The organism is Salinarimonas rosea DSM 21201 (genome assembly GCF_000429045.1).
GTDB classification, from domain to species: Bacteria; Pseudomonadota; Alphaproteobacteria; order Rhizobiales; family Beijerinckiaceae; genus Salinarimonas; species Salinarimonas rosea.
In genome coordinates, this window is sequence record NZ_AUBC01000001.1 from 392462 (window position 1) to 416333 (window position 23872).

Consider the following 23872-nt stretch of genomic DNA (forward strand, 5'->3'; position numbering starts at 1 on the left):
CTGCCTGCAGGCACGAATGAGCCGGGCACGATGGCTGGGCGTTGGGGCGGCTCGAACTTTGCGGCGAGCGGTTCATCGCGGGTTTCTGCAGATTGATCGGATCGGAACCAGAAATCTGAGGAAATCGCTTTGGAGCGCAGAGCGCCATCTGTTTTCATGGAAGATGACGAGGCTGCTCACCGGGACGGCCCTCTCTCCGACTACTTGTGACGTTCCTTCATTTCCCTGTCGTTCACGCCGCCGGGCTCATTCCCGCCTCCTCGCCCGCCGCCTAGCCCGGTGCGCTCACCTGGACCTTCACCCAAAGGAGGCGAGCGGTCGTTCCCCGTGCCCATGCTCTTGTCGATTGCGTCATGCGTGCGGTCAAAGTTGCTCGGGGCGTCCTTTGGCGCCACTCCCTGCTCCCCGCGTTGCGGGGTCTCCTTTTGGTTGGCCATGTCGTACCCTCCGTTGGGCGCCCTTGCTGCGAAGGTCGATCATGGCGGCATTGATGGACACCCGCCACGTAGAAATGAAGCAGGAAGGCGTGGGCCACGGCGTCCTCGATCCGCTGGAGGGCATGTTCCCCGCCGCGATCCACGCGCTCGGGCGTTGACGGGCCTCCATCACCCTCCCGCATCCCGGCCGGGGCTCGTGCCGCGGAAGATGTTGGTCTCGCCGATCATGCGCTCGAGCGCCGAGATGCGCTCCACGCTGGAGCGGGAGCTGCGGCTCTGCACCTCGGCGATGAGGCTCTCGACGAGGATGTTGATCGCGAGCGTCGAGTCCCAGCTCGACGGCACCTCCACGGCGCAGCGGAAGGTGTGGAGCGCGCAACGCTCGATGGGCGAGCCCCACTGGTCGGTGAACAGCACGACGCGTGCGCCCTGCTTCACGGCGAGCTGCGCCAGCTTCTCGAGCTCGCGCTCGTAGCGGCGGATGTCGAAGCAGATCAGCGTCGAGGTCCCGTCCATGTCGAGCAGCGACTGCGGCCAGACGCTGGGCGAGCTGTCGAGCAGGAAGACGCGGGGGCGGATGATCTGCAGGTGATTGTAGAAGTAGTGCGCGTTCGAGCGCGTGATGCGCCCGCCGACGAGGTGCAGTTGCTGCTCGGTCGCCGACAGGAGCGCGGCGACGCGGTCGAACTCGTCGAGGTCGATCTGCTCGAGCGTGCGGCCGATGTTCTCGAAGGCGGCCTTGGCGAATCGCGAGAGGATGTGGTCGCGCGGCGCCTGCGGCTCGGCCATGTCGAGCTTGGCCAGCGGCTGCTTGATGCGCGCGGCGATCTCCTCGCGGATCGCGTCCTGCAGGCCGCCGTAGCCGTCGAAGCCGAGCTTCCGGGCGAGGCGGATGACGGTGGGCGTCGAGACCTCGGCGCTCTCGGCGAGCTTGGTGATGGACTGCAGCCCGCCCACGAGCGAATCCTGCAGGAGCACCGCCGTGAGCCGGCGCTCGGCGGCGGTCAGCTCCGCCTGCTTGCGCTTCAGGAGGTCGCGCACGAGGGGCTTCCTGCTCAAGAAATGTCCTTTCCGCTTCAGTTCGGACCGTCGATGACGAATCCGCTACAGAAACAAGCTTGACACGCCTCGAACTCGTGTAGTGAATTTTACACGAGCTCGGCAAGGGGATTCCGGCGGGGATTCCGGCGACGGGTGCGGGGGCGGAGGAGCGACGACGTGGCGGAGTGCGGCTGGACGGCGGTGGAGATCACGGGAACGGCCGGCGCCGCGCCGCTCGTCCTCGTGTGCGAGCACGCCTCCCGCGCGATCCCCCCGGAGCTCGGGACCCTCGGCCTCGACGCGGAGGCGCGCAGCGCCCACGTCGCCTGGGACATCGGCGCCGCGGTCCTGGCGCGCCGGCTGTCCGAGCGCCTCGACGCGCCGCTGGTGTCGGGCGGCCTGTCGCGGCTCGTCTACGACTGCAATCGTCCGCTCTCGGCACCCGACTCCATTCCCGCGCGCAGCGAGCGCTGGGACGTCCCCGGCAACCGCGACCTCGACGAGGCGGCCAGGCGCGCGCGCTTCGAGCGCGTGCACGAGCCCTTCCACGCCGCCGTCGCGGACGTGTGCCGGCGCCAGGAGCGGCGCTGCGGGCGCGCGATCGACCTCGTCACGGTCCACAGCTTCACGCCGGTCTATCTCGGCGTCTCGCGCGCGGTGGAGATCGGCTTCCTGCATCACGCGGACGCGGCGCTGGCGCGCGCGGCGCTCGCCGCGGAGGTCGCCCGCGGCGCCTATCGCGCGGCGCTCGACGAGCCCTATTCCGCCGCCGACGGCGTCACCTACACGCTCGCGCGCCACGGCGAGAGCGAGGGGCGCCGCGCGCTGATGATCGAGGTGCGCAACGACCTGATCGCCGACGACGAGGCGGCCGCGCGCATGGGCGACCATCTCGCGCAGACGCTGGCGCGTGCGCTCGCCGAGGCGCCGCAGGCGGCGGGGGCGGCGCCATGAGCGTTCTCCTGAGGGGCCTTCGCGCCTACGTCGCCGTGGTCGACCGCTGCAACTGGGCCATCGGCCGCGTGGTCATGTTCGGCCTGTTCGCCTTGATGGGCATCCTGCTCTGGTCCTCGATCTCGAAGACCTTCTTCGTGCCGTCCTTGTGGACGCTGGAGATGGCCCAGTTCGTGATGGTCGCCTACTTCATCCTGGGCGGGCCGTACGCGATGCAGATGGGCTCGAACGTGCGCATGGACCTGATCTACGGCGCGCTCTCGCCACGGCGCAAGGCGCTGATGGACGTGCTCACCGTGGGCTTCCTGATCTTCTATCTCGGCGTCCTGCTCTGGGGCGGGATCGAGAGCACGATCTACTCCTTCTCCTTCGGCGGGGAGCGCTCGTCCTCCGCCTGGCGCCCGTATCTCTGGCCGATCAAGGTGACGATCTGCATCGGCGTGACGCTGATGCTGCTCCAGGCGCTGAGCGAGCTGGCGAAGGACGTCCTCTTCCTCGCTACCGGCGAGCCCGTCCGCCACGAGGACGACGCGCCGGGCAGCCAGGCGCTCGGCGGCGAGGAGCGCGGCGATGCCCTATGAGCTGATCGCCATCCTGATGTTCTCGACGATGATGCTGATGCTCTTCACGGGCCAGCGCGTCTTCGCGGCGATCGGCTTCGTGGCGGTGATCGCGGCGATCCTGCTCTGGGGCGACCGCGGCGGCTACGACCTCGGCTTCTCGGCGATCATCAAGGTGATGCGCTGGTATCCGCTGCTGACGCTGCCGATGTTCGTCTTCATGGGCTACGTCCTGTCGGAATCGAAGATCGCCGACGACCTCTACCGCATGTTCCACGTCTGGACCGGCGGCATGCCCGGCGGCCTCGCCATGGGCACGATCGGGCTCATGGTGCTGATCTCCGCCATGAACGGCCTCTCCGTGGCCGGCATGGCCATCGGCGCCACGATCGCGCTGCCGGAGCTGCTCAAGCGCAACTACGACAAGCTGATGGTGACGGGGGTGATCCAGGCGGGGTCCTCGCTCGGCATCCTCGTGCCGCCCTCCGTCGTCCTCGTGCTCTACGCCATGATCGCCCGCCAGCCGGTGGGCCAGCTCTGGCTCGCGGGGGCGATCCCCGGGCTGATGATGGCGGCTCTGTTCATCGTCTACATCGCGATCCGCTGCCGGCTGAACCCGAAGCTCGGGCCCACCCTCTCGCTCGAGGAGCGCGACCAGATCACGCGCGCCGAGAAGCTGCGCCTCCTGCGCGCCGGCCTGCTGCCGCTCGGCATCTTCGCCGTCATGATGGTGCCCTTCGTCAACGGCTGGACCAGCCTCGTCGAGAGCTCGGCGGTGGGCGCCATGGCTGCGTTCCTGGCGGCGGTCGCCAAGCGGCGCATGACCTGGACGGTGTTCGAGACGAGCGTGCGCCAGACGCTCGGCATCACCTGCATGTTCATGTGGATCATCACGGCGGCGCTCGCCTTCGGGGCGGTGTTCGACGGGCTCGGCGCGGTGCGCGCCATCGACGACCTCTTCACCGACAAGCTCGGGCTCAATCCCTGGGTGATCCTCATCCTGATGCAGCTGAGCTTCATCCTGATGGGCACGTTCCTCGACGACACGGCGATGCTCGTCATCGTCGCGCCGCTCTACGTGCCGCTGGTGGGGGCGCTCGGGTTCGACCTCGTCTGGTACGGCGTGCTATACACGATCACCTGCCAGATCGCGTACATGACGCCGCCCTTCGGATACAATCTGTTCCTGATGCGGGCGATGGCGCCGCCGGAGATCAAGCTCGGGGACATCTACCGCTCGATCATCCCCTTCGTCTTCATCATGATCCTGGCGCTCGCGCTGGTGATGATCTTCCCGCAGATCGCGCTCTGGCTCCCTGCCCAAGTCTACGGTCTGTGACCGTGAGGACCAGAGTGTACGGTCTGTGATCGCAAGGACCAGAGCCGGGACAACCGGCCGGCCATTCGAACCAGAGGAGAAGCCGAGATGACCACACGACGCAGTTTCCTGAAGAGCGCCGCCCTCGCGGCGCCCGCGACCCTCGCCGCCCCCGCGATCGTGCGCGCCCAGGCGCCGATCCGCTGGCGCTTCCAGACCTATGCCGGCGCCGCGCTCGGCGAGCAGGTGACGAAGCCCATCATCGACTACATCAACGCCGCCTCGAACGGCGAGATGGAGATCGAGCTGTTCTACGCCGACCAGATCGTCCCCACCGGCGAGCTGTTCCAGGCGCTCCAGCGCGGCACCATCGACGGCGTGCATTCCGACGACGACTCGATGGCCTCGCCGACGCCGCTGCGCGTCTTCGGCGGCTACTTCCCCTTCGCCACGAAGCACATCCTCGACGTGCCGGTGCTGTTCAATCAGTACGGCCTCGCCGAGATCTGGGACGAGGAATACGCGAAGGTCGGCGTGAAGTGGCTCTCCGCCGCGGGGCAGGACCCGTGCAACTTCAACACGACGAAGGAGATCACCTCCGTCGCGGACCTCGAGGGCCTGCGGCTCTACACCTTCCCCACCGCCGGGCGCTTCCTCAGCCGCTTCGGCGTCGTGCCGGTGAACATCCCCTACGAGGACGCCGAGGTGGCGGTGCAGACGGGTGAGCTCGACGGAATGGCCTGGTCGGGCATCACCGAGGACTACACCGTCGGCTGGGCCGACGTGACGGACTACTTCCTGACGAACAACATTTCCGGTGCCTGGATCGGCTCCTTCTTCGTCAACGAGGCACGCTGGGCCGAGCTGCCGGATCACCTGAAGCAGCTCGTCATGGCGGCGATCGAGGCCGGCCACACCTACCGGAACCAGTGGTACTGGGGCGGCGAGGCGCGCCTGCGCGCCACCGGCGACAAGCTCGCGCTGCGCACCGTCCCGGCCGCGGAATGGGCCGAGGTCGAGAACGCGGCGAAGGAGTTCTGGAACGAGATCGCCGAGGAAGGCGAGGTGCACGCGAAGATCGTCTCGATCTTCCGCGAGTACAACGAGACCATCAACCAGGCGGGACCGCCCTACACGTTCTGACCCGACGCGTCCCCGACACCGAGGGGCGGCCCGTCGCGGGCCGCCCTTCTCCACCCGCTACCGGTATTCGGCACTGGAGCCCGCCATGCCCGCGAACCTGACCCTCGAGTCCCTCGCCGCCAAGGCGGCCGCCGGCGAGATCGACACCGTGCTCGTCGCCATGGTGGACATGCAGGGCCGGCTGATGGGCAAGCGCTACCACGTGGCGAACTTCCTGGAGCACGGGCATCGCGAGACCCATTGCTGCAACTACCTGCTCGCCACCGACCTCGTGATGGCGACGCCCGACGGCTACGCCGCGACGAGCTGGGCCAAGGGCTACGGCGACTACGTCATGCAGCCGGACCTCGCGACCCTGCGGCCGATGCCCTGGCTCCCGGGCACCGCGCTCGTGCTCTGCGACGTGCTCGACCATCACAGCCACGCGCCCGTGCCGCATTCCCCGCGCGAGATGCTGCGCCGGCAGGCCGCGCGGCTCGAGGCGATGGGCCTCGAGGCGATGATGGCGACCGAGCTCGAGTTCTTCCTGTTCGAGGGCGACTATCGCAGCCTGCAGAAGCGCGGCTACCGCGATCTCGTCCCGCTCAACGGCCACAACGAGGACTACAACCTCTTCCAGACCACGAAGGAGGAGGTGGTCATGCGGCCCCTGCGCAACCACCTGGTGGGCGCGGGCGTGCCGGTGGAGAATTCCAAGGGGGAGGCCGAGACCGGCCAGCAGGAGCTCAACATCCGCTACTCCCCGGCGCTCGACTGCGCCGACTACCACACCATCGCCAAGCATGCGGCCAAGGAGATCGCCTGGATGAACGGCTGCTCGGCGACCTTCCTGCCGAAATGGGCGGCGAACAAGGTCGGCTCGTCGAGCCACGTCCACCTGTCGGTCTGGAAGGAGGGCGAGCCCGCCTTCCACGACGCCCGGGCCGAGCACGGCATGTCGGACCTGATGCGCAGCTTCACGGCGGGGCTCCTCGCCTACGCCCGCGACTACACGATCTTCCTCGCTCCATACGTGAACAGCTACAAGCGCTTCGCGCCGGGCACGTTCGCGCCGACGAAGGCGGTCTGGTCGGTGGACAACCGCACCGCGGGCTTCCGCCTGTGCGGGGAGGGCACGCGCGGCGTGCGCATGGAGTGCCGCATCGGCGGCTCCGACATGAACCCCTACCTCGCCCAGGCCGCGATGATCGCGGCGGGGATCAAGGGCATGGAGGAGGGCCTCGAGCTCGCCCCGCCCTACCGCGGCGACGCCTACGCCAGCGGCGACGTCGCCGAGATCCCGCGCGCGCTGCGCGATGCGATCGAGACGCTGCGCGGCTCGGCGATGCTGCGCGAGGCGTTCGGCGACGCCGTCGTCGACCACTACGTCCGCTGCGGCGAGTGGGAGCAGGAAGAGTTCGACCGCGCGGTCACCGACTGGGAGATCGAGCGGGGCTTCGAGAGAGCGTGACCATGACGCAGACACTGAGATGCATCTCGCCGATCGACGGATCGGTGTTCGCCGAGCGGCCCGCCCTGTCCGCGGACGCCGCCCGCGCCGCCGCCGCGCGCGCCCGCGCGGCGCAGCCGGCCTGGGCCGCGAGGCCCCTTCGCGAACGCGTGGCGCTGGTGCGTGCCGGCATCGCGGCGGTGGGCGCGATGAACGACGAGGTCGTCCCCGAACTCGCCCGCATGATGGGCCGGCCCGTGCGCTACGGCGGCGAGTTCCGCGGCTTCGAGGAGCGCGGCGCGCACATGGCGGCGATCGCCGAGGAGGCGCTCGCGGACATCGCCGTGAGCGACGATGCCCAGTTTCGCCGCTACATCCGCCGGCTGCCCTGGGGCGTCGTCTTCGTGGTGGCGCCCTGGAACTACCCCTGGATGACGGCGATCAACACCGTCGCCCCCGCGCTGATCGCCGGCAACACGGTGCTGCTCAAGCACGCCACCCAGACGCTGCTCGTGGGCGAGCGCATGGCGAAGGCCTTCCACTCCGCCGGCGTGCCGGAGGACGTCTTCCAGAACGTCTTCCTCGACCACGACACCGCGAGCGCGCTGATCGCGGAGCGCGCCGTCGACTTCGTCAACTTCACGGGCTCCGTCCCCGGCGGGCAGGCGATGGAGCGCGCGGCGGCCGGCACCTTCATTCCCGTCGCCACCGAGCTCGGCGGCAAGGATCCCGGCTACGTCATGGACGACGCCGATCTCGACGCCGCGGTCGACGGGCTGATGGACGGCGCGATGTTCAATTCCGGGCAATGCTGCTGCGGGATCGAGCGCATCTACGTCCACCAGAGCCTCTACGACGCCTTCGTCGAGAAGGCGGTCGCCTGGGCTGGTGCCCAGCGCCTGGGCAACCCGCTCGATCCGGAGACGACGCTCGGGCCGATGGCGCACGTGCGCTTCGCGCGGCTCGTGCGCGAGCAGATCGACGCCGCCGTCGCCGCCGGCGCCACCGCGCATCTCCCGAAGGATCCCGCCGACGACGGCGGCGCCTACCTGACGCCGCAGGTGCTCACGGGCGTCACCCACGACATGGCCGTGATGCGCGAGGAGAGCTTCGGGCCCGTCGTCGGCATCATGCCCGTGAGGGACGACGAGGAGGCGATCCGGCTGATGAACGACAGCCGCTTCGGCCTCACCGCGAGCCTGTGGACCGCGGATCCGGACCGCGCCGCGCGCGTCGGCGACCGGGTCGAGACCGGCACGATCTTCATGAACCGCGCCGACTATCTCGACCCGGCCCTGTGCTGGACCGGCTGCAAGGACACCGGCCGCGGCGCCGGGCTCTCCGTGCTCGGCTACCACGCGCTCACCCGCCCGAAATCCTACCATCTCAAGAAGGTTCGCTCATGAGCCCGCACGACGGTCCCCGCGCCACCTGGTCCTATCCCACCGCCATCCGCTTCGGCGCCGGCCGCATCGCGGAGCTGCCGCAGGCCTGCCGGGCGGCGGGGATCGCGCGCCCGCTCCTCGTCACCGATCGCGGGCTCGCCTCCATGGAGATCACCGCGCGGGCGCTCGCCATCCTGGAGGAGGCCGGCCTCGGCCGCGCGCTCTTCGCCGAGGTCGACCCGAACCCGAACGAGATCAATCTCGAGGCCGGGCTCGACGCCTACCGCGCGGGCGGGCACGACGGCGTCGTCGCCTTCGGCGGCGGCTCGGGGCTCGACCTCGCCAAGATGGTCGCCTTCATGTCCGGCCAGACGCGGCCGATCTGGGACTTCGAGGATATCGGCGACTGGTGGACCCGCGCCGACCCGGCCGGCATCGCGCCGATCGTCGCCGTGCCGACGACGGCGGGCACCGGGTCCGAGGTGGGCCGCGCGAGCGTGATCACCAACTCGCGCACGCACGTGAAGAAGATCATCTTCCACCCGAAGGTGCTGCCGTCGGTCGTCATCGCCGACCCGGAGCTGACGGTGGGCATGCCGAAGGCCATCACGGCGGGGACCGGGCTCGACGCCTTCGCGCATTGCGTCGAGGCCTTCTCCAGCCCGCACTACCACCCGATGAGCCAGGGCATCGCGCTCGAGGGCATGCGGCTCGTGATCGAGAACCTGCCGCGCGCGTACGACACGCCCGGCGACATCGCGGCGCGCGCCGACATGATGTCGGCCGCCGCCATGGGCGCCGTCGCCTTCCAGAAGGGGCTCGGCGCCATCCACGCCATGAGCCACCCCGTCGGCGCGCTCTTCAACACCCACCACGGCACGACGAACGCGGTCTGCATGCCCGCCGTGCTCGACCTGAACGCGCCCGCGATCCGCGAGCGCTTCGACCGCGCCGCGCCCTATCTCGGCATCGAGGGCGGGTACGAGGGCTTCCGCGCCTTCGTCCAGGCCTTCAACGACCGCTTCGGCATCCCCCGTCGCCTGTCCGACCTCGGTGTGACGGCGGACCGGATCGACGAGATGGTGGCGATGGCGCTCGACGATCCCTCCTGCGGCGGCAACCCCGTGCCGCTGACGGCGGAGAACGTGCGGGGGCTGTTCGAGGCGGCGCTCTGATCGCGGGGGCGGGAGGCGGGTTACGGGGGCGCCGGGGGCGGGGTCGTCAGGGAATCGTCAAGGCGCTCCCGCTAGCCTCCCGCCCGTCCCCCGACGCGAGGAGCCCCGATTCCCCATGCCCTTCATCGAGCTGACCGTCGAGACCGTCCAGAAGCCCAAGGTCCTCATCAACATCGCCCACATCGTCCGCGTCGAGCCCCACCCCCACGCCAAGGGCACGCTCGTCTACACGAGCCCGAAGGCCGACGGGAGCCCGGCCGTGCATGCGGTGGAGGGGTACAAGGCGATCAGGGATCGGTTGATGGGGGAGGGGTGAGGGGGGCGATCAAAACCCGATCAAGACCGGATCCATCGCTCTCGCCATACTAACCCACTGGATTGCATGATCTTTCCTTTTTTGACCGCCTTGCCGGAGGCTCTCCGATCAAAACACGATCAAGACCCTACGCCCAGGCAGGTACATAGCCTGCGCGCGGGCTTTCCGGATCGGCCAGCTTGATCAGGCCGGCGTCCCGAGCTTCATTGATGATCCGCGAGACCTGCGCCGCATTCTGTGGTGCAACACCCGGGCGGACGCGCAGGGAGCCGTTCGTCAGCCGCTCCGCGGCCACGTAGCGCAGGACGGCATGCTGATAGCAGGCGCGCACGCGTTCCGAAGCCGTCATGTGAGCGAAGGAACGGGGAGCGAACAGGACCACTCTCGTGTTCTCGCCGTCCGCTCGAAAATCCGGTGCCGGCAGCTGGAACACCTCGACCGCTGTTACGACCTTGTCGACACCGCTCCCCTGCTCCTCGCAAATCCCCATACGTCGCATCAGCGCGGCCAGACTCTCGTTTCTGGATCTAGGAGGCATGTCGATAAACCTAGCGGGATCGATCAAAGGGCTCCCGGGATTTGTAATCTCGATCCTGTCGCTGAACAGCTCGATGGTAGGGCCGGCGCCCGTTACGGTCATGTCCTGGTGGATCAATGCATTGGCTATAAGTTCGCGGAGCGCAATCTCCGGGTACATTGGACGCTCCTCGCGCAGAGCTTGACCGATGTGCTCGTTCTTCGGGAGAAGACCGCTCACGTAGTCGATCAAGCCCAAGAACCCGCTTGCGTACCCCAACTGCCTATCACGCCTGTTGACGACCGGATCAGCACGGCTGCTGCCGGCGTAGGAGACAACCCTGACGGCTTTCCGCGCCAATCGTTCGAACCGGTCCAGACGCCGGGCGAAGAGAGCGGCGCCCAGGTTCGTAACGTTCCAGCGGCCGCCGACGTCGCGCTGCACGAGCCGCTCGGCCTCAAGCTGGTCGAATATTCCGCCCCGATTGTCCGGGAGCGGACGCCTGAGCAAGCTGAAGTACGAAGGGTAATCGAGCAAGTCCAAGACCTCGTCGGCTTCGACGAATTCTTTCGCGACGCCGCTCTCCCACACGAACGGCTGGAGCTTGGCCCAGAGTGCACGAAGCCGCTCTGGGTAATCGGAAAGGCGTGGCGTTGCGCTGCCGATCCGGACACGAGCGGTCCGATCGAACTCGACCGGCGCATGGGTGGCTGCCGGAATCTCAAGCACGACAACGCGTCCTTCGGGATGCTCTACCTCGTGGAATTGAAGGGCCGGGCCGGGCTGGAGACGCTGAGCGAGCCAGAACTCCAAAGGCTGGTTGCCGACGCGAGTAGCTTTGGGGTCAAACGCTGTACCGACTACCGCGTGCCCTTCGTCGGAGACGCCCCAGACCATGTAGCCCATGTGCTTGTCGACAAGTCGTGCACCATTGGCAAGCGCGGAGATGCGCCCACCGATCATCGTCGGGTCCGCGTTGTTCTCCTTGAACTCGAACCATCCCGCTTCAGCCGGCTGCCCTCGGAGCTCGTCGACCAACGCCACCATGCGATCTTTCGGCATGTTCTCCAGCTCACGATCTCAGGACCGCCACGAGCAGCTCGCGACCGACATCGCCCCAATGCAGCCAACGGGACGGCTCATGAGAGGCGACGGCACTGCCACTGCCGCATCTTCTACACCGGTCGCTCGCAAAGCACGCGCCAAGGCAACACAGAAGCCCGCGAGGGCGGACGATAGCCAACACGGTCTGTAGCGCGGAGTGAGATGTCGAAGTCGTGGGCTGGGAGCGGGCGACGTCGTCCCGAGTAACCGATCGCCGGTGGTATCACGAAGACACCGCGCATCTGCGACCGTTTGGTGCCCAGGAGAGGACTCGAACCTCCACGGCTGTTAACCACTGGTACCTGAAACCAGCGCGTCTACCAATTCCGCCACCTGGGCCCGCTTGCGCGGTGGGGCGCTTCATAGCAGGTCCGCGGGCGCCGTCAATCGTCTTTCTCGCGTCGCCGGGCGCGGCGATCGCGACGGATTCCCCGCGGGCGATGAGGAAATCGGTAACGGGAGGGATCCAGGATGGGGCGGGATGCGTAGTCTCCCATAGACGCGCTCGAATCCGAGAAGGAGGGCCGCCATGCGTGCCCTGATGAAGCAGCCGCTGATCCGCCTGTTCGTGATGAACGGGTTCCTCGGGATCGGCTTCGGCATGGCGATCGCCGCCGTGCTGGTCGCGGTCGACTTCCGCGGCGTGGCGACGCTCGCGCTCACCGATCCCAACGGCTTCGTCGCCGTGATCCTGCTCGCCTTCGGGCTCGCCGTCACCTGCGGCGGGGCGGCCATCGCCACGGCGGTGATGCTGCTGCCCTGGGAGGACGACGACAACGAGGGCGGCTCCGGCGGCGGTGGCGGCCGCTTCGACGAGGACGGCGGGCTGGAGCTGCGCCCCGTGCGGGTGCGGGCCCAGGGCCGCCACGGCGTGCCGCGCATCCCGCCGCGGGATCGATAGGCGCGAGGAGCGCGGCCCCGCGGTCGACGCGCAGGCCGACCACGCAGGCCGACCACGCAGGCCGACCACGCAGGCCGACCACGCAGGCGCCGGCGCGCGTCAAAATCGCCCCGCGCCCTTCCCCAGCGCTGCGGAACGCTCTAGAGATCCCCCGCATCGTGAGCGAGGGGTGAGTGAAATGCAGGCGGCAGGCTGGCCGAGCGCGAAACTGATCACCGTCTTCGGCGGATCCGGCTTCCTCGGCCGGTACGTGTGCCAGGTCCTGGCGCGACGCGGCTACCGGGTGCGCGTCGCCGTGCGCCGGCCCGATCTCGCCTACCATCTCCAGCCCCTCGGCACCGTCGGGCAGATCATGCCGGTGCAGGCGAACCTGCGCTTCCCGGAATCGGTCCGGGCCGCGATGAAGAACGCCGACGGCGCGGTCAACCTCGTCGGCATCCTCCAGGAAGGCGGCAAGCAGACCTTCTCCGCCGTGCAGACGGAGGGCGCCGCCGCCGTGGCGCGGGCCGCGGCGGAAGCGGGCGTGCCGCTCGTCCACGTCTCCGCCATCGGCGCCGATCCCGACAGCCCCTCGCGCTACGGCCGCACCAAGGCCGAGGGCGAGGCGCGGGTCCTCGAGGCGCTGCCCGAGGCGGTGGTGCTGCGCCCCTCGATCGTCTTCGGCCCCGGCGACGGCTTCTTCACCCGCTTCGCCGTGCTGGCGCGCGCGCTCCCCGTGATGCCGATCGCCGCCGCGGGCACGCGCTTCCAGCCGGTCTACGTCGCCGACGTCGCCGAGGCGATCGCCCGCGCGATGGACGGGACGGTCCCGGGCGGGACGGTCTACGAGCTCGGCGGGCCGGAGGTCTTCACCTTCCGGGAGGTGGTCGAGCTCGTTCTGCGCCACACCGAGCGCCGCCGCCCGATCCTCACGCTGCCGGACGGCCTCGCCCGCCTGCAGGCGGGGCTGACGGAGACGCTCGACAAGATCACGCTCGGCCTCCTCCCGGACGAGATCGTGCTCACCCGCGACCAGCTGAAGATGCTCGCCGCCGACAACGTCGTCTCGGAGGCGGCGAAGACCGAGGGTCGCACGCTCGAGGGCCTCGGCATCGCGCCCACCGCCGTCGAGGCGATCGTGCCGGCCTACCTCAAGCGCTTCCGCAAGCGCGGCCAGTTCGAGGCCCCGCGCGACCCGCGGGAGGGGACCGCGGCGTGACGGCCCGCGCCGGCGCAGCTTGACAGCGAAGCCGCCCGGCTTCTTAACCTCCGGCGTTCCACAGCCGTCCGGAGGCCGCCCGTGCCCGCTCTCGCCGAACTCTCCACCGACGACCTCCGGGCGCTCGCAGCCGAGGTCGCGCGCGACATCGAGGCGTTCCGCGCGAAGGGGCTGGCGCTCGACATGACCCGCGGCAAGCCCGCGCCGGAGCAGCTCGACCTCGCCAACGCCATGCTCGCGCTGCCCGGCAACGGCGACTATCACACCCAGGCGGGCGAGGACGCGCGCAACTACGGCGGCCTGCAGGGCATCGCCGAGGCCCGCCGGCTCTTCGCCGGCATGGTCGGCGCGCCGCCCGAGCAGGTCGTGATCGGCGAGAACGCCTCGCTCGCGATGATGCACGATTGCCTCGTCTGGGCGCTGCTCCACGGCGTGCCCGGCGGGGCCGGCCCCTGGTCGCGCGAGCCGGACGGCATCGCCTTCCTCTGCCCGGTGCCGGGCTACGACCGCCACTTCGCCATCACCGAAGGCTACGGCGTGCGCATGATCCCGGTGCCGCTGACCGGCGAGGGACCGGACGTCGACGCGGTGGCCCGTGCGGTCGAGGACCCCTCCGTCAAGGGCATGTGGTGCGTGCCGAAGTATTCCAATCCCACCGGCGAGACCTACGCGCCGGGCGTGGTCGAGGCGCTGGCGCGGATGCGGACCGCCGCGCCGGACTTCCGGCTGTTCTGGGACAACGCCTACGCGGTCCACGACCTCGTCGCGGAGGGCGACGCGCTCGCGAACGTGCTCGACGCCTGCGCGGCGGCGGGCAACCCGGACCGCGCCTTCGTCTTCGCCTCGACCTCGAAGGTGACCTTCGCCGGTGCGGGGCTGTCCTTCTTCGGCTCCTCGCCGGCGAACGTCGCCTGGTACCTCGCCAAGGCGAGCCTGCGCACGATCGGGCCGAACAAGCTCAACCAGCTGCGGCACGTGCGCTTCTTCGGGGACGAGGCGGGGCTCTCCGCGCACATGGACCGGCACCGCGCTCTGCTCGCGCCGAAGTTCGCGGCGGTGGAGGACGCGCTCCAGGCGCGGCTCGCCGGCACGGGTGCGGCGCACTGGGCGCGGCCCCGGGGCGGCTACTTCGTGTCGGTGGACGTGCGCCCGGGCACGGCGCGCCAGGTCGTCGCCACCGCGAAGGCGCTCGGCATCGCGATGACGCCCGCGGGCTCGACCTGGCCCGGCGGCACGGACCCGCGCGACGAAAACCTGCGCATCGCCCCGAGCTTCCCCTCGCTCGCCGACGTGCGCGCGGCGGCGGAGGGCGTCGCGCTCGCCATCCTGGCGGCCGCGGTCGAGGCCGAGCAGCAGGCCCGCGGCGAGGGCACGGCGTCGGCCTGAGCCGCGCCGTCGTCCGCCATATTTTGGCCGCCGGCGCCGATTGTGGTATCCGGAGATCCCCCGCGTCGATCGGCTTTCCAGTCCATGCACCTGTCCCGATACTTTCCCGCGTCCGCCCTGGCGCTCGCGCTCGTCGCGCTCGCCGGTGCGGCCCTCCTCGCGACGAGCGCGCCCGTGCGCGCCCAGAGCGCCACGGAGATCGTCGTGCGGCTCAACCAGCTCGAGGAGGAGGTGCGCCGCCTCTCCGGGCAGGTGGAGCAGCTGACCTTCCAGAACCGCCAGCTGCGCGAGCAGCTCCAGCGCTTCCAGGAGGACGTCGATTTCCGCTTCCGCGAGATGGGCGGCCCCGGGTCGTCGCTGCCGCCCCCCGCGACACCGCCCTCCGCGGCACCCGCGCCCGGCCAGCGTTCCGACGTGTTCGACCCCGGCACGAGCCCGGGCGCGCCCGGCGCGCCGCAGCCGCTCGGCACGACGACGCCCTCCACCCCGCTGGGCACCGCCGAGGCGCCTCCGCCGGAGGGCGGCGGCGCGCCGCTCGACATCGCCGCGATCCTGCGCGGCGAGGCGCCCGTGCCGTCCGTCGAGCGCGCGGGTCCCTCGATCGCCGCCACCGGCTCCGAGGATCCGCGCTTCGACTACGATTCGGCCTACGCCTACCTGCTGCAGCGCCAGTACGAGCGCGCCGAGATGGGCTTTCGGCAGTACCTCCAGTCCCACCCGCGCGACGCGCTGGTGCCGGACGCCACCTTCTGGCTCGGTGAGACCTACGCCCAGCGCGGCCGCCACCGCGAGGCGGCGGAGCAGTTCCTCAAGGTCTCGACGGAGCACGCCGAGTCGCCCAAGGCGCCGGACGCGATGCTCAAGCTCGGAACCTCGCTGATCGAGCTCGGTGCCCGCGAGCAGGCCTGCGCCACATTCGCCGAGCTGACACGCCGCTACGACGACGCCTCCATGCCCGTGCGCGAGGCGGTCGAGCGCGAGCGCCGCCGCGCCTCCTGCGGCTGACGCCGCGCCCGCGATGGCCGCGCCGGACGACGCTCCCCTCGCCGATGCCGAGGCGGACGCGTGCCTGTCGCCGCTCCTCCACGACTTCCGCGAAAGCGGGCTGATCCTCGCGGTGTCCGGCGGCCCCGACTCGGTCGCGCTCATGCGCCTCGCCGCACCGCTGGCCCGCGAGACCGGCACCCCCACCCGCGTCGTCACGATCGACCACGGCCTGCGCCCCGACTCCGTCGAGGAGGCGCCGCGCGTGGCGCGATGGGCCCGCGAGGCGGGCCTTCCCCACGAGATCCGCGCCTGGGACGGCGAGAAGCCGGCCCGCGGCATCCAGGACGCCGCCCGCGAGGCCCGCTACGTGCTCCTCTCCGCCGCCGCCCGCGCCGCCGGCGCCGGCGCGATCCTGACCGCGCACCATCGGGACGACCAGGCCGAGACCGTGTTGATGCGGCTCTGCGCGGGCTCCGGTCCCGCCGGGCTCGCGGGGATGCGGCCGCGCGGCGACCTCGACGGGCTCGTGCTGGCGCGGCCCTTCCTCGACCTGCCCAAGGCGCGCCTCGTCGCCACCTGCATGGCGCGCGGGTGGGGCTTCGTCGAGGACCCGTCGAACGCCTCCCTGCGCTACGCGCGCGCGCGGCTGCGGCGCCTCGCGCCGCAGCTGGCCGACGAGGGCCTCGGCCCCGCGCGCCTCGCCAAGCTCGCCGCACGCGCCGCACGGGCGGAGGACGCGCTGGACGCGGCGAGCATCGCCGCCTTCGCGCGGCTCGCGACCGGGCAGGCGCCGCTCGTCCTCGACGCCGCCGGGCTCGCGGCCGAGCCCGAGGAGATCGCGCTGCGCGTCCTTTCGCGGGCGGTCCGGCGGGTGGGCGGAGCCGCGGGCTACGATCGGCTGTCGCGGCTCGAGGCCTTCTGGAGCCGCCTCGCCCCCGCGATCGCCGCGGGCGCACCGTTCCGCGAGACGCTCGGCGGCGCGCTCGCGACGCTCGAGGCCGGCCGGCTCGTCGTCACGCCCGAGCCGCCGCGGCGCGGTCGCCGACCGCTTTGCGCGAAGCGGGGAGGATGCTAGAGCCTCGCTCATGCTCGAAGGCCTGCACCCCAACCGCCCCACCCACGTCATGCGCCTCGCCACCAGCGAGCGCGCCGCGCGTGCCACCACCGACGTGATCGGCGAGATGTTCGACCCCGCCGAGACGGCGGTCGCCGCCTTCGAGGCCGACGACGGCGCGACCTGGCTGCTCGAGGCCTATTTCGCCTCGCCGCCCGACGAGGAGGCGGTTCGCGCCATGATCCGCCCCGTCATCGGCGAGGAGGCCGATCGCGCGGTGTTCGAGGCGATCGCGCAGAAGGACTGGGTGGCGGCGTCGCTCGAGGGGTTGAAGCCCGTGCGGGCCGGGCGCTTCCTCGTGCACGGGTCGCACGATCGGCACACGAGGGCGGCGAACGATCTCGCCATCGAGATCGAGGCGGCGCTCGCCTTCGGCACGGGGCATCACGGCACGACGCGCGGCTGCCTGCTCGCACTCGTCGACGAGCTGAAGCGCAGGCGTCCGATCCACGTTCTCGACGTCGGCACGGGCACCGGCATCCTCGCCTTCGCGGCGGCGAAGGCGGTGCGGCGGCGCGTGGTGGCGGGGGACATCGATCCGGTGGCGATCGCGGTGGCGCGGGACAACGCGCGGGCGAACGGCGTCGCGCCCTGGCTCGACCTCTACGTCGGGCCGGGCATCCGTGCGCCGCAAGCGGCGCGCGCGCGGCATTTCGATCTCGTCTTCGCCAACATCCTGGCGAAGCCGTTGCGGCGCCTCGCGCCCGATCTCGCGGGGGTGGTGGCGCCGGGCGGGACGCTGGTGCTGTCGGGGCTGCTCGCGCGCGACGTGCCGGGTGTGCTCTCGGCCTATCGCGCGCAAGGGTTCGCGCTGGCGAAGCGCCGCGACCTCGAGGGCTGGGCCGCGCTCACCCTGAGACGCGGCGGCGCGGCGGCCCGGCCGATCGAGCGCTGATCGGCGCGCGAGAACAGCGGGAGACGTGGGTCAGCGCACGAAGGGCAGGCGCGAATCGTCGGCGAGGCCGACGGCGCGGACGCCCTCGTTCTCCATGCGCGCCTCGAGGTGCGGCGCATAGAGGCGCAGCTCCCGCCGCACGCGCTCCATCTGCGCGGCCTGGATGCGGCGCAGGAGGCGCGCGAACAGGCCGGGGCGGGCGCTGTCCGCGGCGGGGGCGGCGGTCTCGCGGGCGGCGCCGCCGAACGTGTCGAGAGCATAGGCCATGATACGGTCTCCGGTCGTGGATCTCGGCTGTGCGAAGGCCCGAGCGTTTCCTTGTTGCGGTGCAAGATAGGTAAGCACCGCTGTCCTAGCTACGCCGCAGGCGCAGGAGCCGCCATGCGATCAGCGCAAGTCTCGTCTATAATTTGGGCCGAGATGCGTGCCTTCTGCATGGTTCGCCGGCAGCCGCCCCGGCTCCCGTTGCACGCGCGCGCGCTTGCGCGTACGCCTTCGCCATGAGCCGCTTCCAGACCTTCGACGACCTCACCGACCCCGCCCGCACCGCCCCGCGGGTCGCCGCGCTGCGTGCCGAGCTCGCCCGCCGGGGCGTGCACGGCTTCGTCGTGCCGCGCTCGGACGAGCACCAGTCCGAGTACGTGCCGCCGAGCGCCGAGCGGCTCGCCTGGCTCACCGGCTTCACGGGATCCGCCGGCGCGGCGGTGATCCTCGCCGACCACGCGGCGCTGTTCGTCGACGGCCGCTACACGCTGCAGGCGCCGGCGCAGACCGACACGGGGGTGATCACCGTCGTCGACAGCGGCGAGACGCCGCCGTCGCGCTGGGTCGAGGCGAACCTGGCCGAGGGCGCCGTCCTCGGCTACGATCCCTGGCTCCACACGGCGGACGCGGTCGCGCGGCTCGAGCGCGCCGCGAAGGCGGCGGGCGGGCGGCTCGAGCCGCTCTCGCCGAACCCCATCGACGCGATCTGGGAGGACCGGCCGGCCCCTCCGAAGGCGCCGGTACGGCCCCATCCGGAGGCGCTCGCCGGGCTCTCGCGGGGAGAGAAGCTCGCGCGGGTGCGCGAGGCGCTCGCCGGGGAGAAGCTCGACGCGCTCGTGATCTCCGATCCGCACGCGCTCGCCTGGCTGTTCAACCTGCGCGGCGGCGACGTCGCCCACACGCCCCTGCCGCTCGGCTACGCGCTGGTGCCGCGGGAGGGGAGCGCGACGCTCTTCCTCGATCCCGACAAGGTGACGAACGAGGCGGGCGACGCGGTCGGCGACGTCGCCGCCTTCCGCGCCCCCGACGCGCTGGCGCCGACCCTCGCCGAGATCGCGCGTCGCGGCGCGCGCATCCGCCTCGACCGCGACACCGCGGCCCGGGCGCTCTCCGACATCGTGCGCGACGCCGGCGCGGAGCCGGACGTCGGCGCGGACCCGATCGCGCGCATGAAGGCGGTCAAGACCGACGCCGAGATCGCCGGTGCCCGCGCCGCGCACGTGCGCGACGGCGCCGCCGTCGCCCGCTTCCTCGCCTGGTTCGAGGCGGAGGCGCCGGGCGGGCTCGGCGAGATCGACGTGGTGGAGAAGCTCGAGGCCTTCCGGTCCGAGACCGGCGCCCTCGTCGACGTGTCCTTTCCCTCGATCGCGGGGGCGGGCCCGAACGGCGCGATCGTGCACTACCGCGTCAGCCGCGCATCCAACCGGGCGCTCGCGGCGGGCGAGCTCTTCCTGATCGATTCGGGCGCGCAGTACCGCGACGGCACGACGGACATCACCCGCACGCTGCCCGTCGGCGTGCCGACGGCCGAGATGCGCGACCGCTACACCCGCGTGCTGCAGGGGCACCTCGCGGTCTCGCGCGCGGTCTTCCCCAAGGGCGCGACGGGCGCGCAGATCGACGGCTTCGCCCGCGCGCCGCTGTGGCGGGCGGGCCTCGACTTCGACCACGGCACCGGCCACGGCGTCGGCAGCTTCCTGTCGGTGCACGAGGGTCCGCAGCGCATCGCCAAGACCGGGACGACCCCGCTGGAGCCGGGGATGATCCTCTCCAACGAGCCGGGCTACTACCGCACCGGCGCCTTCGGCATCCGCATCGAGAACCTGATCCTCGTCGAGCGCCGGGAGATCCCCGGCGCCGAGCGGGAGATGCGGGGCTTCGAGACGCTGACGCTCGCGCCCTACGCGCGAGACCTCGTCGACCTCGCGCTGCTCGACGCCGGCGAGATCGCCTGGATCGACGCCTATCACGCCCGGGTGGAGGAGACGCTCGCGCCCCTCGTCGATGGGCGCACGCGCGACTGGCTCGCCCGCGCCTGTGCGCCGCTCGGCTGAAGGGGTTGGCAGGCGGGCGCGGGCGGGCCGCTTGCTCCCGCCCGCCCGCTCTGCTTGAACCGGAGCCCAGCCGGGAGCCCCGCATGACCGACCGTTCCAGCCACGACCGTCCGTTCTCCAAGCGCAGCCTCGCCGCCCAGGCGATGGGCCTGGTCGAGCCGGTGACCAAGGCCGTGGTGCCGCCGATCCACGTCGCCACCACCTACCTGCGCGATCCCGACAACGGCTATTCCTCCGGCTTCGTCTACGGCCGCCCGGACAACGCCACGGTGCGCGAGGCCGAGGACGTCGTCGCCATGCTGGAGGACGCCCCCGCCGGTGCGCTGCTGTTCGGCTCCGGCATGGCGGCGGCGACCGCGGTCTTCCGCGCGCTCGACCCGGGCGATCACGTGGTGGCGCCCGCGGTGATGTACTGGGCGCTGAGGCAATGGCTGCTCACCGAGGGCCGCCGTGCCGGGCTCGAGGTGACGCTCGTCGAGACCTCGGACCTCGACGCCCTGCGCGCGGCCGTGCGCCCGGGCGCGACGAAGCTCGTGTGGATCGAGACGCCGGCGAACCCGCTGTGGACGATCACCGACATCGCCGCCGCGGCCGAGATCGCGCACGCGGCGGGCGCGCGGCTCGCGGTCGATTCGACCTGCGCCTCGCCCTACCACACCCGGCCGCTGGCGCTCGGCGCCGACGTCGTCATGCACGCGGCGACGAAGATCCTCAACGGCCATTCGGACGTGGTGGCGGGGGTGCTCGCCGGACGGGAGAACGACGCCTTCTGGCAGCGGCTCGCGACGATCCGCAAGGGCGAGGGCGGCATCCTGGGGCCGTTCGAGGCCTATCTGCTGATGCGTGGCATGCGCACCTTCCACCTGCGCGCTGCCGCGCAGGCGGCGTCGGCGATGGCGCTGGCGGAGCGTCTGTCGGCGCATCCCAACGTCGCCGCCGTCCTCTATCCGGGCCTCCCCGGGCACCCAGGCCACGACGTCGCCCGCCGGCAGATGGAGAACGGCTTCGGCTACATGCTCTCGATCCGGGTCGCCGGCGGGGAGCGGGCGGCGATCGCCACCGCCGCCGGCGTGGCGCTGTGGACGCGCGCCACCTCGCTCGGCGGCGTCGAGAGCCTGATCGAGCATCGCGCCTCGATCGAGGGCCCGGACACGCCCTGCCCGCCGGACCTGCTGCGGCTGTCGGTCGGCTGCGAGGACGTCGAGGACCTCCACGCGGACCTGGACCGGGCGCTGCGCGCGGCGCACGGCTGAGGCCGGGCAAAAGAAAAGAGGCGGCTCGCGCCGCCTCCCGAACGATCGATCGGTGATCACCTGCCTGCGAAGCGGGCATCACGGCCTGAGCGCGACGAGGCTCAGCTCCGGGCCCGGCAGGGCGAGCAGGGCGAGGACGGCGCTCAGCCCGACGGCTGCGAACACGAAGGACAGGCTCACGATCGGCATCAGGTCGCGGTTGGGCATTCTGAAGAAGTGCATGATCGGTCCCTCCATGAACGGCGGATGAACAACGCACACGATGTAGTCAGGTTCCATCGCCCATGCAATATCGGGTCCAAACGGACCGGGGTGCCTGCAATTTCCGCGGCTTTCAAACTTCAAACGCCTGCGGCGGCCGATGGCTCCGACCCGCCGACCTCGTATCCGAGCGCCGCTGCGGCGCTCGCCAGCGGCTCCGGCACCGGCGCCGCGACCCGCACCGGCGGCTTCGCGCGCGACAGCGGCACGGCGATGCGCCAGGCGTGGAGGTGGAGCGCCGCGCCTCGGGGAGCGCCGCCGTAGATCGCGTCCCCCACGATCGGGAAGCCGGATGCCGCGCAGTGGACGCGCAGCTGGTGCGTGCGGCCGGTGACCGGCTCGAGCGCGAGGAGCGCCCGCGAGCCATCCGGCGCCCGGGCGAGGACGCGCACGCGCGTCAGCGCCTCCTGTCCGATCGGGTCCGCCTTCATCCGCCAGGGCGTGTCCGGTGCGACGGGCGCGAGCGGGAGGTCGATCGCGAAGGCGTCCGCGCCCGTCGCGGGCGCCGGCGCGACGAGCGCGAGGTAGGTCTTCTCCACGCGTCCGTTGGCGAACAGCTCGGCGAGCCTGCGCAGCGCCTTGGGATGGCGCCCGAGCACGAGGCAGCCGGACGTGTCCCGGTCGAGGCGGTGGGCGAGCTCGGGGCGCCACTTCAGGCCGAAGCGCAGCGCGTCGAGATGCCGCGCGAGCGTCTCCCCGCCGCCGGGACCCGGATGGACCGGGAGCCCGGCGGGCTTGTCGAGGACGAGCATGAGGCCGTCGCGATGCAGGATGCGCGACACTATCTCTTCGGATCTCATGCGAAATCCGCTAGAGCGGACCACGCGAGACGGCAAGCGACGAATGCGGGAGGCGAAGCGCCGATGGCGGACGAGACCGAGAAACGCGGGTTCTTCTCGCGGCTGTTCGGGCGCAAGGCCGAGGAGACCCGCGAGGAGACTCGCGACGAGGCGCGCGAGGAGACTCACGAGGAGGTGCGAGACGAGGCGGCGCCGCCGGCGGCCTCCACCGTCACCGAGCCCTCTCCCGACGCCGCGGACCATGTGCCGCCCGAGCTCGCCGGCGCCGACCTCCAGCCGATCGAGCCCGCGGACGAGGAGGCCCGCGAGGTCGCCATCGCGGAGGAGCTCGAAAAGCAGCCCGGCCCTGCCGGCACGCCGGCGCCGGAGCAGACGACGCCCGAGGATCTGGTCGAGCCGGAACCCGAGCCCGCGCCGGCTGCGACGCCCGCGCCCGCGCCGGCCCAGAAGACCTCCTGGTGGCGGCGCCTGACGCAGGGGCTCGCGCGCACGTCCTCCTCGATGGGTGGCGCGATCACGAGCCTGTTCACCAAGCGCAAGCTCGACGCCACCACGCTCGAGGACCTCGAGGACATCCTCATCCAGGCGGACCTCGGCGTGCCGGCGGCGACCCGCATCACCGAGGCCGTCGCCAAGGGTCGCTACGACAAGGAGATCCCGCCCGAGGAGGTCAAGCGCGTGCTCGCGACCGAGGTCGAGCGCTCGCTCGCGCCGGTGGCGCGCCCGCTCGAGATCGACCGGGCGAGGAAGCCCTTCGTCATCCTCATGGTCGGCGTCAACGGCGCGGGCAAGACCACGACGATCGGCAAGCTCGCCGCCAAGTTCCGCGCGCAGAAGCTCTCCGTCACCATGGCGGCGGGCGACACGTTCCGCGCCGCCGCGATCGAGCAGCTGAAGGTCTGGGGCGAGCGCACGGGGGCGACGGTCGTCGCCCGCGAGCAGGGCGCGGACGCCGCCGGCCTCGCCTTCGACGCGCTGACCGAGGCGCGGCGCACGGGCACCGACGTGCTCCTCGTCGATACGGCCGGGCGCCTGCAGAACAAGGCGGGGCTGATGTCCGAGCTCGAGAAGATCGTGCGCGTCATGCGCAAGGTCGACCCGACGGCGCCCCACGCGGCGCTGCTCGTGCTCGACGCGACGGTGGGCCAGAACGCGCTCTCGCAGGTCGAGCTGTTCCAGAAGGCGGCGGGCGTCACCGGGCTCGTGATGACGAAGCTCGACGGCACGGCGCGCGGTGGCATCCTCGTGGCGCTCGCCGAGCGCTTCGGGCTGCCGGTGCACTTCATCGGCGTGGGGGAGGGCGTCGAGGACCTCGAGCCCTTCGCCGCCAGGGACTTCGCCCGGGCGATCGCCGGGCTGGACGAGGCTTGATCCAGGGAA

General features: G+C 71.3%; 22 protein-coding genes and 1 tRNA gene. 17 read left to right on the forward strand and 6 right to left on the reverse strand.

Annotated elements, in window-relative coordinates; all coding sequences use genetic code 11:
- Positions 1-605: 605 nt before the first annotated feature.
- Positions 606-1496: a MurR/RpiR family transcriptional regulator gene (locus G407_RS0101900; RefSeq protein WP_029029450.1), complete on the reverse strand. Its 891-nt coding sequence runs from the start codon at positions 1494-1496 to the stop codon at positions 606-608.
- Between the two features lie 159 nt (positions 1497-1655).
- Here G407_RS0101900 and G407_RS0101905 point away from each other — a divergent pair, with 159 nt between their 5' ends.
- From G407_RS0101905 to G407_RS0101940, 8 genes are all read left to right on the forward strand, one after another.
- Positions 1656-2432 carry an N-formylglutamate amidohydrolase gene (locus G407_RS0101905; RefSeq protein WP_029029451.1) on the forward strand — a complete coding sequence of 259 codons (777 nt, stop codon included), beginning with the start codon at positions 1656-1658 and terminating at the stop codon, positions 2430-2432.
- Positions 2429-3013, forward strand: a complete 585-nt coding sequence (locus G407_RS25165; RefSeq protein ID WP_084327187.1) for a TRAP transporter small permease subunit — start codon at positions 2429-2431, stop codon at positions 3011-3013. Before G407_RS0101905 ends, G407_RS25165 begins: the two co-directional genes overlap by 4 nt.
- On the forward strand, positions 3003-4331 hold the full coding sequence (locus tag G407_RS0101915; protein WP_029029452.1) for a TRAP transporter large permease: 1329 nt from the start codon (positions 3003-3005) through the stop codon (positions 4329-4331). The genes G407_RS25165 and G407_RS0101915 overlap by 11 nt, the downstream gene beginning before the upstream one ends.
- An 87-nt stretch (positions 4332-4418) precedes the next feature.
- Entirely contained in the window at positions 4419-5453 is a 1035-nt protein-coding gene (locus tag G407_RS0101920) for a TRAP transporter substrate-binding protein (RefSeq protein WP_029029453.1), read from the forward strand.
- 85 nt (positions 5454-5538) lie between these two features.
- The gene (locus G407_RS0101925; RefSeq protein ID WP_029029454.1) at positions 5539-6903 is read left to right on the forward strand and encodes a glutamine synthetase family protein; all 1365 of its coding nucleotides are present in this window, start codon (positions 5539-5541) and stop codon (positions 6901-6903) included.
- Positions 6904-6905: 2 nt separating this feature from the next.
- On the forward strand, positions 6906-8288 hold the full coding sequence (locus G407_RS32430) for an aldehyde dehydrogenase family protein (protein WP_029029455.1): 1383 nt from the start codon (positions 6906-6908) through the stop codon (positions 8286-8288).
- A complete protein-coding gene (locus tag G407_RS0101935; RefSeq protein WP_029029456.1) occupies positions 8285-9442 on the forward strand; it encodes an iron-containing alcohol dehydrogenase in 1158 nt (385 codons plus the stop codon). Before G407_RS32430 ends, G407_RS0101935 begins: the two co-directional genes overlap by 4 nt.
- Before the next feature lie 115 nt (positions 9443-9557).
- Entirely contained in the window at positions 9558-9758 is a 201-nt protein-coding gene (locus G407_RS0101940; protein WP_029029457.1) for a hypothetical protein, read from the forward strand.
- A gap of 127 nt (positions 9759-9885) precedes the next feature.
- Here G407_RS0101940 and G407_RS0101945 read toward each other — a convergent pair whose 3' ends face one another.
- Entirely contained in the window at positions 9886-11337 is a 1452-nt protein-coding gene (locus tag G407_RS0101945; RefSeq protein ID WP_029029458.1) for an ATP-binding protein, read from the reverse strand.
- A 295-nt stretch (positions 11338-11632) separates the two neighbouring features.
- Positions 11633-11718 (reverse strand) — tRNA-Leu (locus G407_RS0101950).
- A gap of 190 nt (positions 11719-11908) precedes the next feature.
- Here G407_RS0101950 and G407_RS0101955 point away from each other — a divergent pair.
- From G407_RS0101955 to G407_RS0101980, 6 genes are all read left to right on the forward strand, one after another.
- On the forward strand, positions 11909-12280 hold the full coding sequence (locus tag G407_RS0101955) for a hypothetical protein (protein WP_029029459.1): 372 nt from the start codon (positions 11909-11911) through the stop codon (positions 12278-12280).
- A 178-nt stretch (positions 12281-12458) separates the two neighbouring features.
- Complete coding sequence (locus tag G407_RS25170) at positions 12459-13478, forward strand: complex I NDUFA9 subunit family protein (protein ID WP_052340828.1); 1020 nt, start codon at positions 12459-12461, stop codon at positions 13476-13478.
- Positions 13479-13559: 81 nt separating this feature from the next.
- Positions 13560-14864, forward strand: a complete 1305-nt coding sequence (locus G407_RS0101965; protein ID WP_029029460.1) for an aspartate aminotransferase type Ic — start codon at positions 13560-13562, stop codon at positions 14862-14864.
- A gap of 84 nt (positions 14865-14948) precedes the next feature.
- Positions 14949-15869 (forward strand): tol-pal system protein YbgF, encoded by a 921-nt coding sequence (gene ybgF / locus G407_RS0101970; protein WP_052340829.1) that lies wholly within the window; start codon positions 14949-14951, stop codon positions 15867-15869.
- Between the two features lie 13 nt (positions 15870-15882).
- On the forward strand, positions 15883-16926 hold the full coding sequence (gene tilS, locus G407_RS25175; protein WP_052340830.1) for a tRNA lysidine(34) synthetase TilS: 1044 nt from the start codon (positions 15883-15885) through the stop codon (positions 16924-16926).
- 10 nt (positions 16927-16936) lie between these two features.
- The gene (locus tag G407_RS0101980) at positions 16937-17860 is read left to right on the forward strand and encodes a 50S ribosomal protein L11 methyltransferase (RefSeq protein ID WP_029029462.1); all 924 of its coding nucleotides are present in this window, start codon (positions 16937-16939) and stop codon (positions 17858-17860) included.
- Between the two features lie 30 nt (positions 17861-17890).
- On the opposite strand, the gene G407_RS0101985 is transcribed toward G407_RS0101980, so the two are convergent.
- Positions 17891-18127, reverse strand: a complete 237-nt coding sequence (locus G407_RS0101985) for a hypothetical protein (protein ID WP_029029463.1) — start codon at positions 18125-18127, stop codon at positions 17891-17893.
- Positions 18128-18360: 233 nt separating this feature from the next.
- Between G407_RS0101985 and G407_RS0101990 the strand changes: the two genes are divergently transcribed.
- Positions 18361-20178: an aminopeptidase P family protein gene (locus tag G407_RS0101990; protein WP_029029464.1), complete on the forward strand. Its 1818-nt coding sequence runs from the start codon at positions 18361-18363 to the stop codon at positions 20176-20178.
- Positions 20179-20261: 83 nt separating this feature from the next.
- Positions 20262-21431 carry a trans-sulfuration enzyme family protein gene (locus G407_RS0101995; protein ID WP_029029465.1) on the forward strand — a complete coding sequence of 390 codons (1170 nt, stop codon included), beginning with the start codon at positions 20262-20264 and terminating at the stop codon, positions 21429-21431.
- A 78-nt stretch (positions 21432-21509) separates the two neighbouring features.
- Here G407_RS0101995 and G407_RS31500 read toward each other — a convergent pair whose 3' ends face one another.
- The gene (locus G407_RS31500; protein WP_156917438.1) at positions 21510-21653 is read right to left on the reverse strand and encodes a hypothetical protein; all 144 of its coding nucleotides are present in this window, start codon (positions 21651-21653) and stop codon (positions 21510-21512) included.
- A gap of 119 nt (positions 21654-21772) precedes the next feature.
- Entirely contained in the window at positions 21773-22492 is a 720-nt protein-coding gene (locus G407_RS0102005) for an RluA family pseudouridine synthase (RefSeq protein WP_052340831.1), read from the reverse strand.
- 63 nt (positions 22493-22555) lie between these two features.
- On the opposite strand from G407_RS0102005, the gene ftsY reads away from it, so the two are divergent.
- On the forward strand, positions 22556-23863 hold the full coding sequence (gene ftsY / locus G407_RS0102010; protein WP_029029467.1) for a signal recognition particle-docking protein FtsY: 1308 nt from the start codon (positions 22556-22558) through the stop codon (positions 23861-23863).
- The last annotated feature ends 9 nt before the right edge of the window (positions 23864-23872 follow it).

What these genes read in the sequence shown, in the direction of transcription:
- G407_RS32430 (WP_029029455.1), top strand. Translation starts at nt 6,906, where the DNA reads ATGACGCAGACACTGAGATGCATCTCGCCGATCGACGGATCGGTGTTC.
- G407_RS0101985 (WP_029029463.1), bottom strand. Translation starts at nt 18,127, where the DNA reads ATGGCCTATGCTCTCGACACGTTCGGCGGCGCCGCCCGCGAGACCGCC.
- G407_RS0101945 (WP_029029458.1), bottom strand. Translation starts at nt 11,337, where the DNA reads ATGCCGAAAGATCGCATGGTGGCGTTGGTCGACGAGCTCCGAGGGCAG.
- ybgF (WP_052340829.1), top strand. Translation starts at nt 14,949, where the DNA reads ATGCACCTGTCCCGATACTTTCCCGCGTCCGCCCTGGCGCTCGCGCTC.
- G407_RS0101990 (WP_029029464.1), top strand. Translation starts at nt 18,361, where the DNA reads ATGAGCCGCTTCCAGACCTTCGACGACCTCACCGACCCCGCCCGCACC.
- ftsY (WP_029029467.1), top strand. Translation starts at nt 22,556, where the DNA reads ATGGCGGACGAGACCGAGAAACGCGGGTTCTTCTCGCGGCTGTTCGGG.
- G407_RS0101915 (WP_029029452.1), top strand. Translation starts at nt 3,003, where the DNA reads ATGCCCTATGAGCTGATCGCCATCCTGATGTTCTCGACGATGATGCTG.
- G407_RS31500 (WP_156917438.1), bottom strand. Translation starts at nt 21,653, where the DNA reads ATGCACTTCTTCAGAATGCCCAACCGCGACCTGATGCCGATCGTGAGC.
- G407_RS0101920 (WP_029029453.1), top strand. Translation starts at nt 4,419, where the DNA reads ATGACCACACGACGCAGTTTCCTGAAGAGCGCCGCCCTCGCGGCGCCC.
- G407_RS0101935 (WP_029029456.1), top strand. Translation starts at nt 8,285, where the DNA reads ATGAGCCCGCACGACGGTCCCCGCGCCACCTGGTCCTATCCCACCGCC.
- G407_RS0101955 (WP_029029459.1), top strand. Translation starts at nt 11,909, where the DNA reads ATGCGTGCCCTGATGAAGCAGCCGCTGATCCGCCTGTTCGTGATGAAC.
- G407_RS25170 (WP_052340828.1), top strand. Translation starts at nt 12,459, where the DNA reads ATGCAGGCGGCAGGCTGGCCGAGCGCGAAACTGATCACCGTCTTCGGC.
- G407_RS0102005 (WP_052340831.1), bottom strand. Translation starts at nt 22,492, where the DNA reads ATGAGATCCGAAGAGATAGTGTCGCGCATCCTGCATCGCGACGGCCTC.
- G407_RS0101995 (WP_029029465.1), top strand. Translation starts at nt 20,262, where the DNA reads ATGACCGACCGTTCCAGCCACGACCGTCCGTTCTCCAAGCGCAGCCTC.
- G407_RS0101980 (WP_029029462.1), top strand. Translation starts at nt 16,937, where the DNA reads ATGCTCGAAGGCCTGCACCCCAACCGCCCCACCCACGTCATGCGCCTC.
- tilS (WP_052340830.1), top strand. Translation starts at nt 15,883, where the DNA reads ATGGCCGCGCCGGACGACGCTCCCCTCGCCGATGCCGAGGCGGACGCG.
- G407_RS0101940 (WP_029029457.1), top strand. Translation starts at nt 9,558, where the DNA reads ATGCCCTTCATCGAGCTGACCGTCGAGACCGTCCAGAAGCCCAAGGTC.
- G407_RS0101925 (WP_029029454.1), top strand. Translation starts at nt 5,539, where the DNA reads ATGCCCGCGAACCTGACCCTCGAGTCCCTCGCCGCCAAGGCGGCCGCC.
- G407_RS25165 (WP_084327187.1), top strand. Translation starts at nt 2,429, where the DNA reads ATGAGCGTTCTCCTGAGGGGCCTTCGCGCCTACGTCGCCGTGGTCGAC.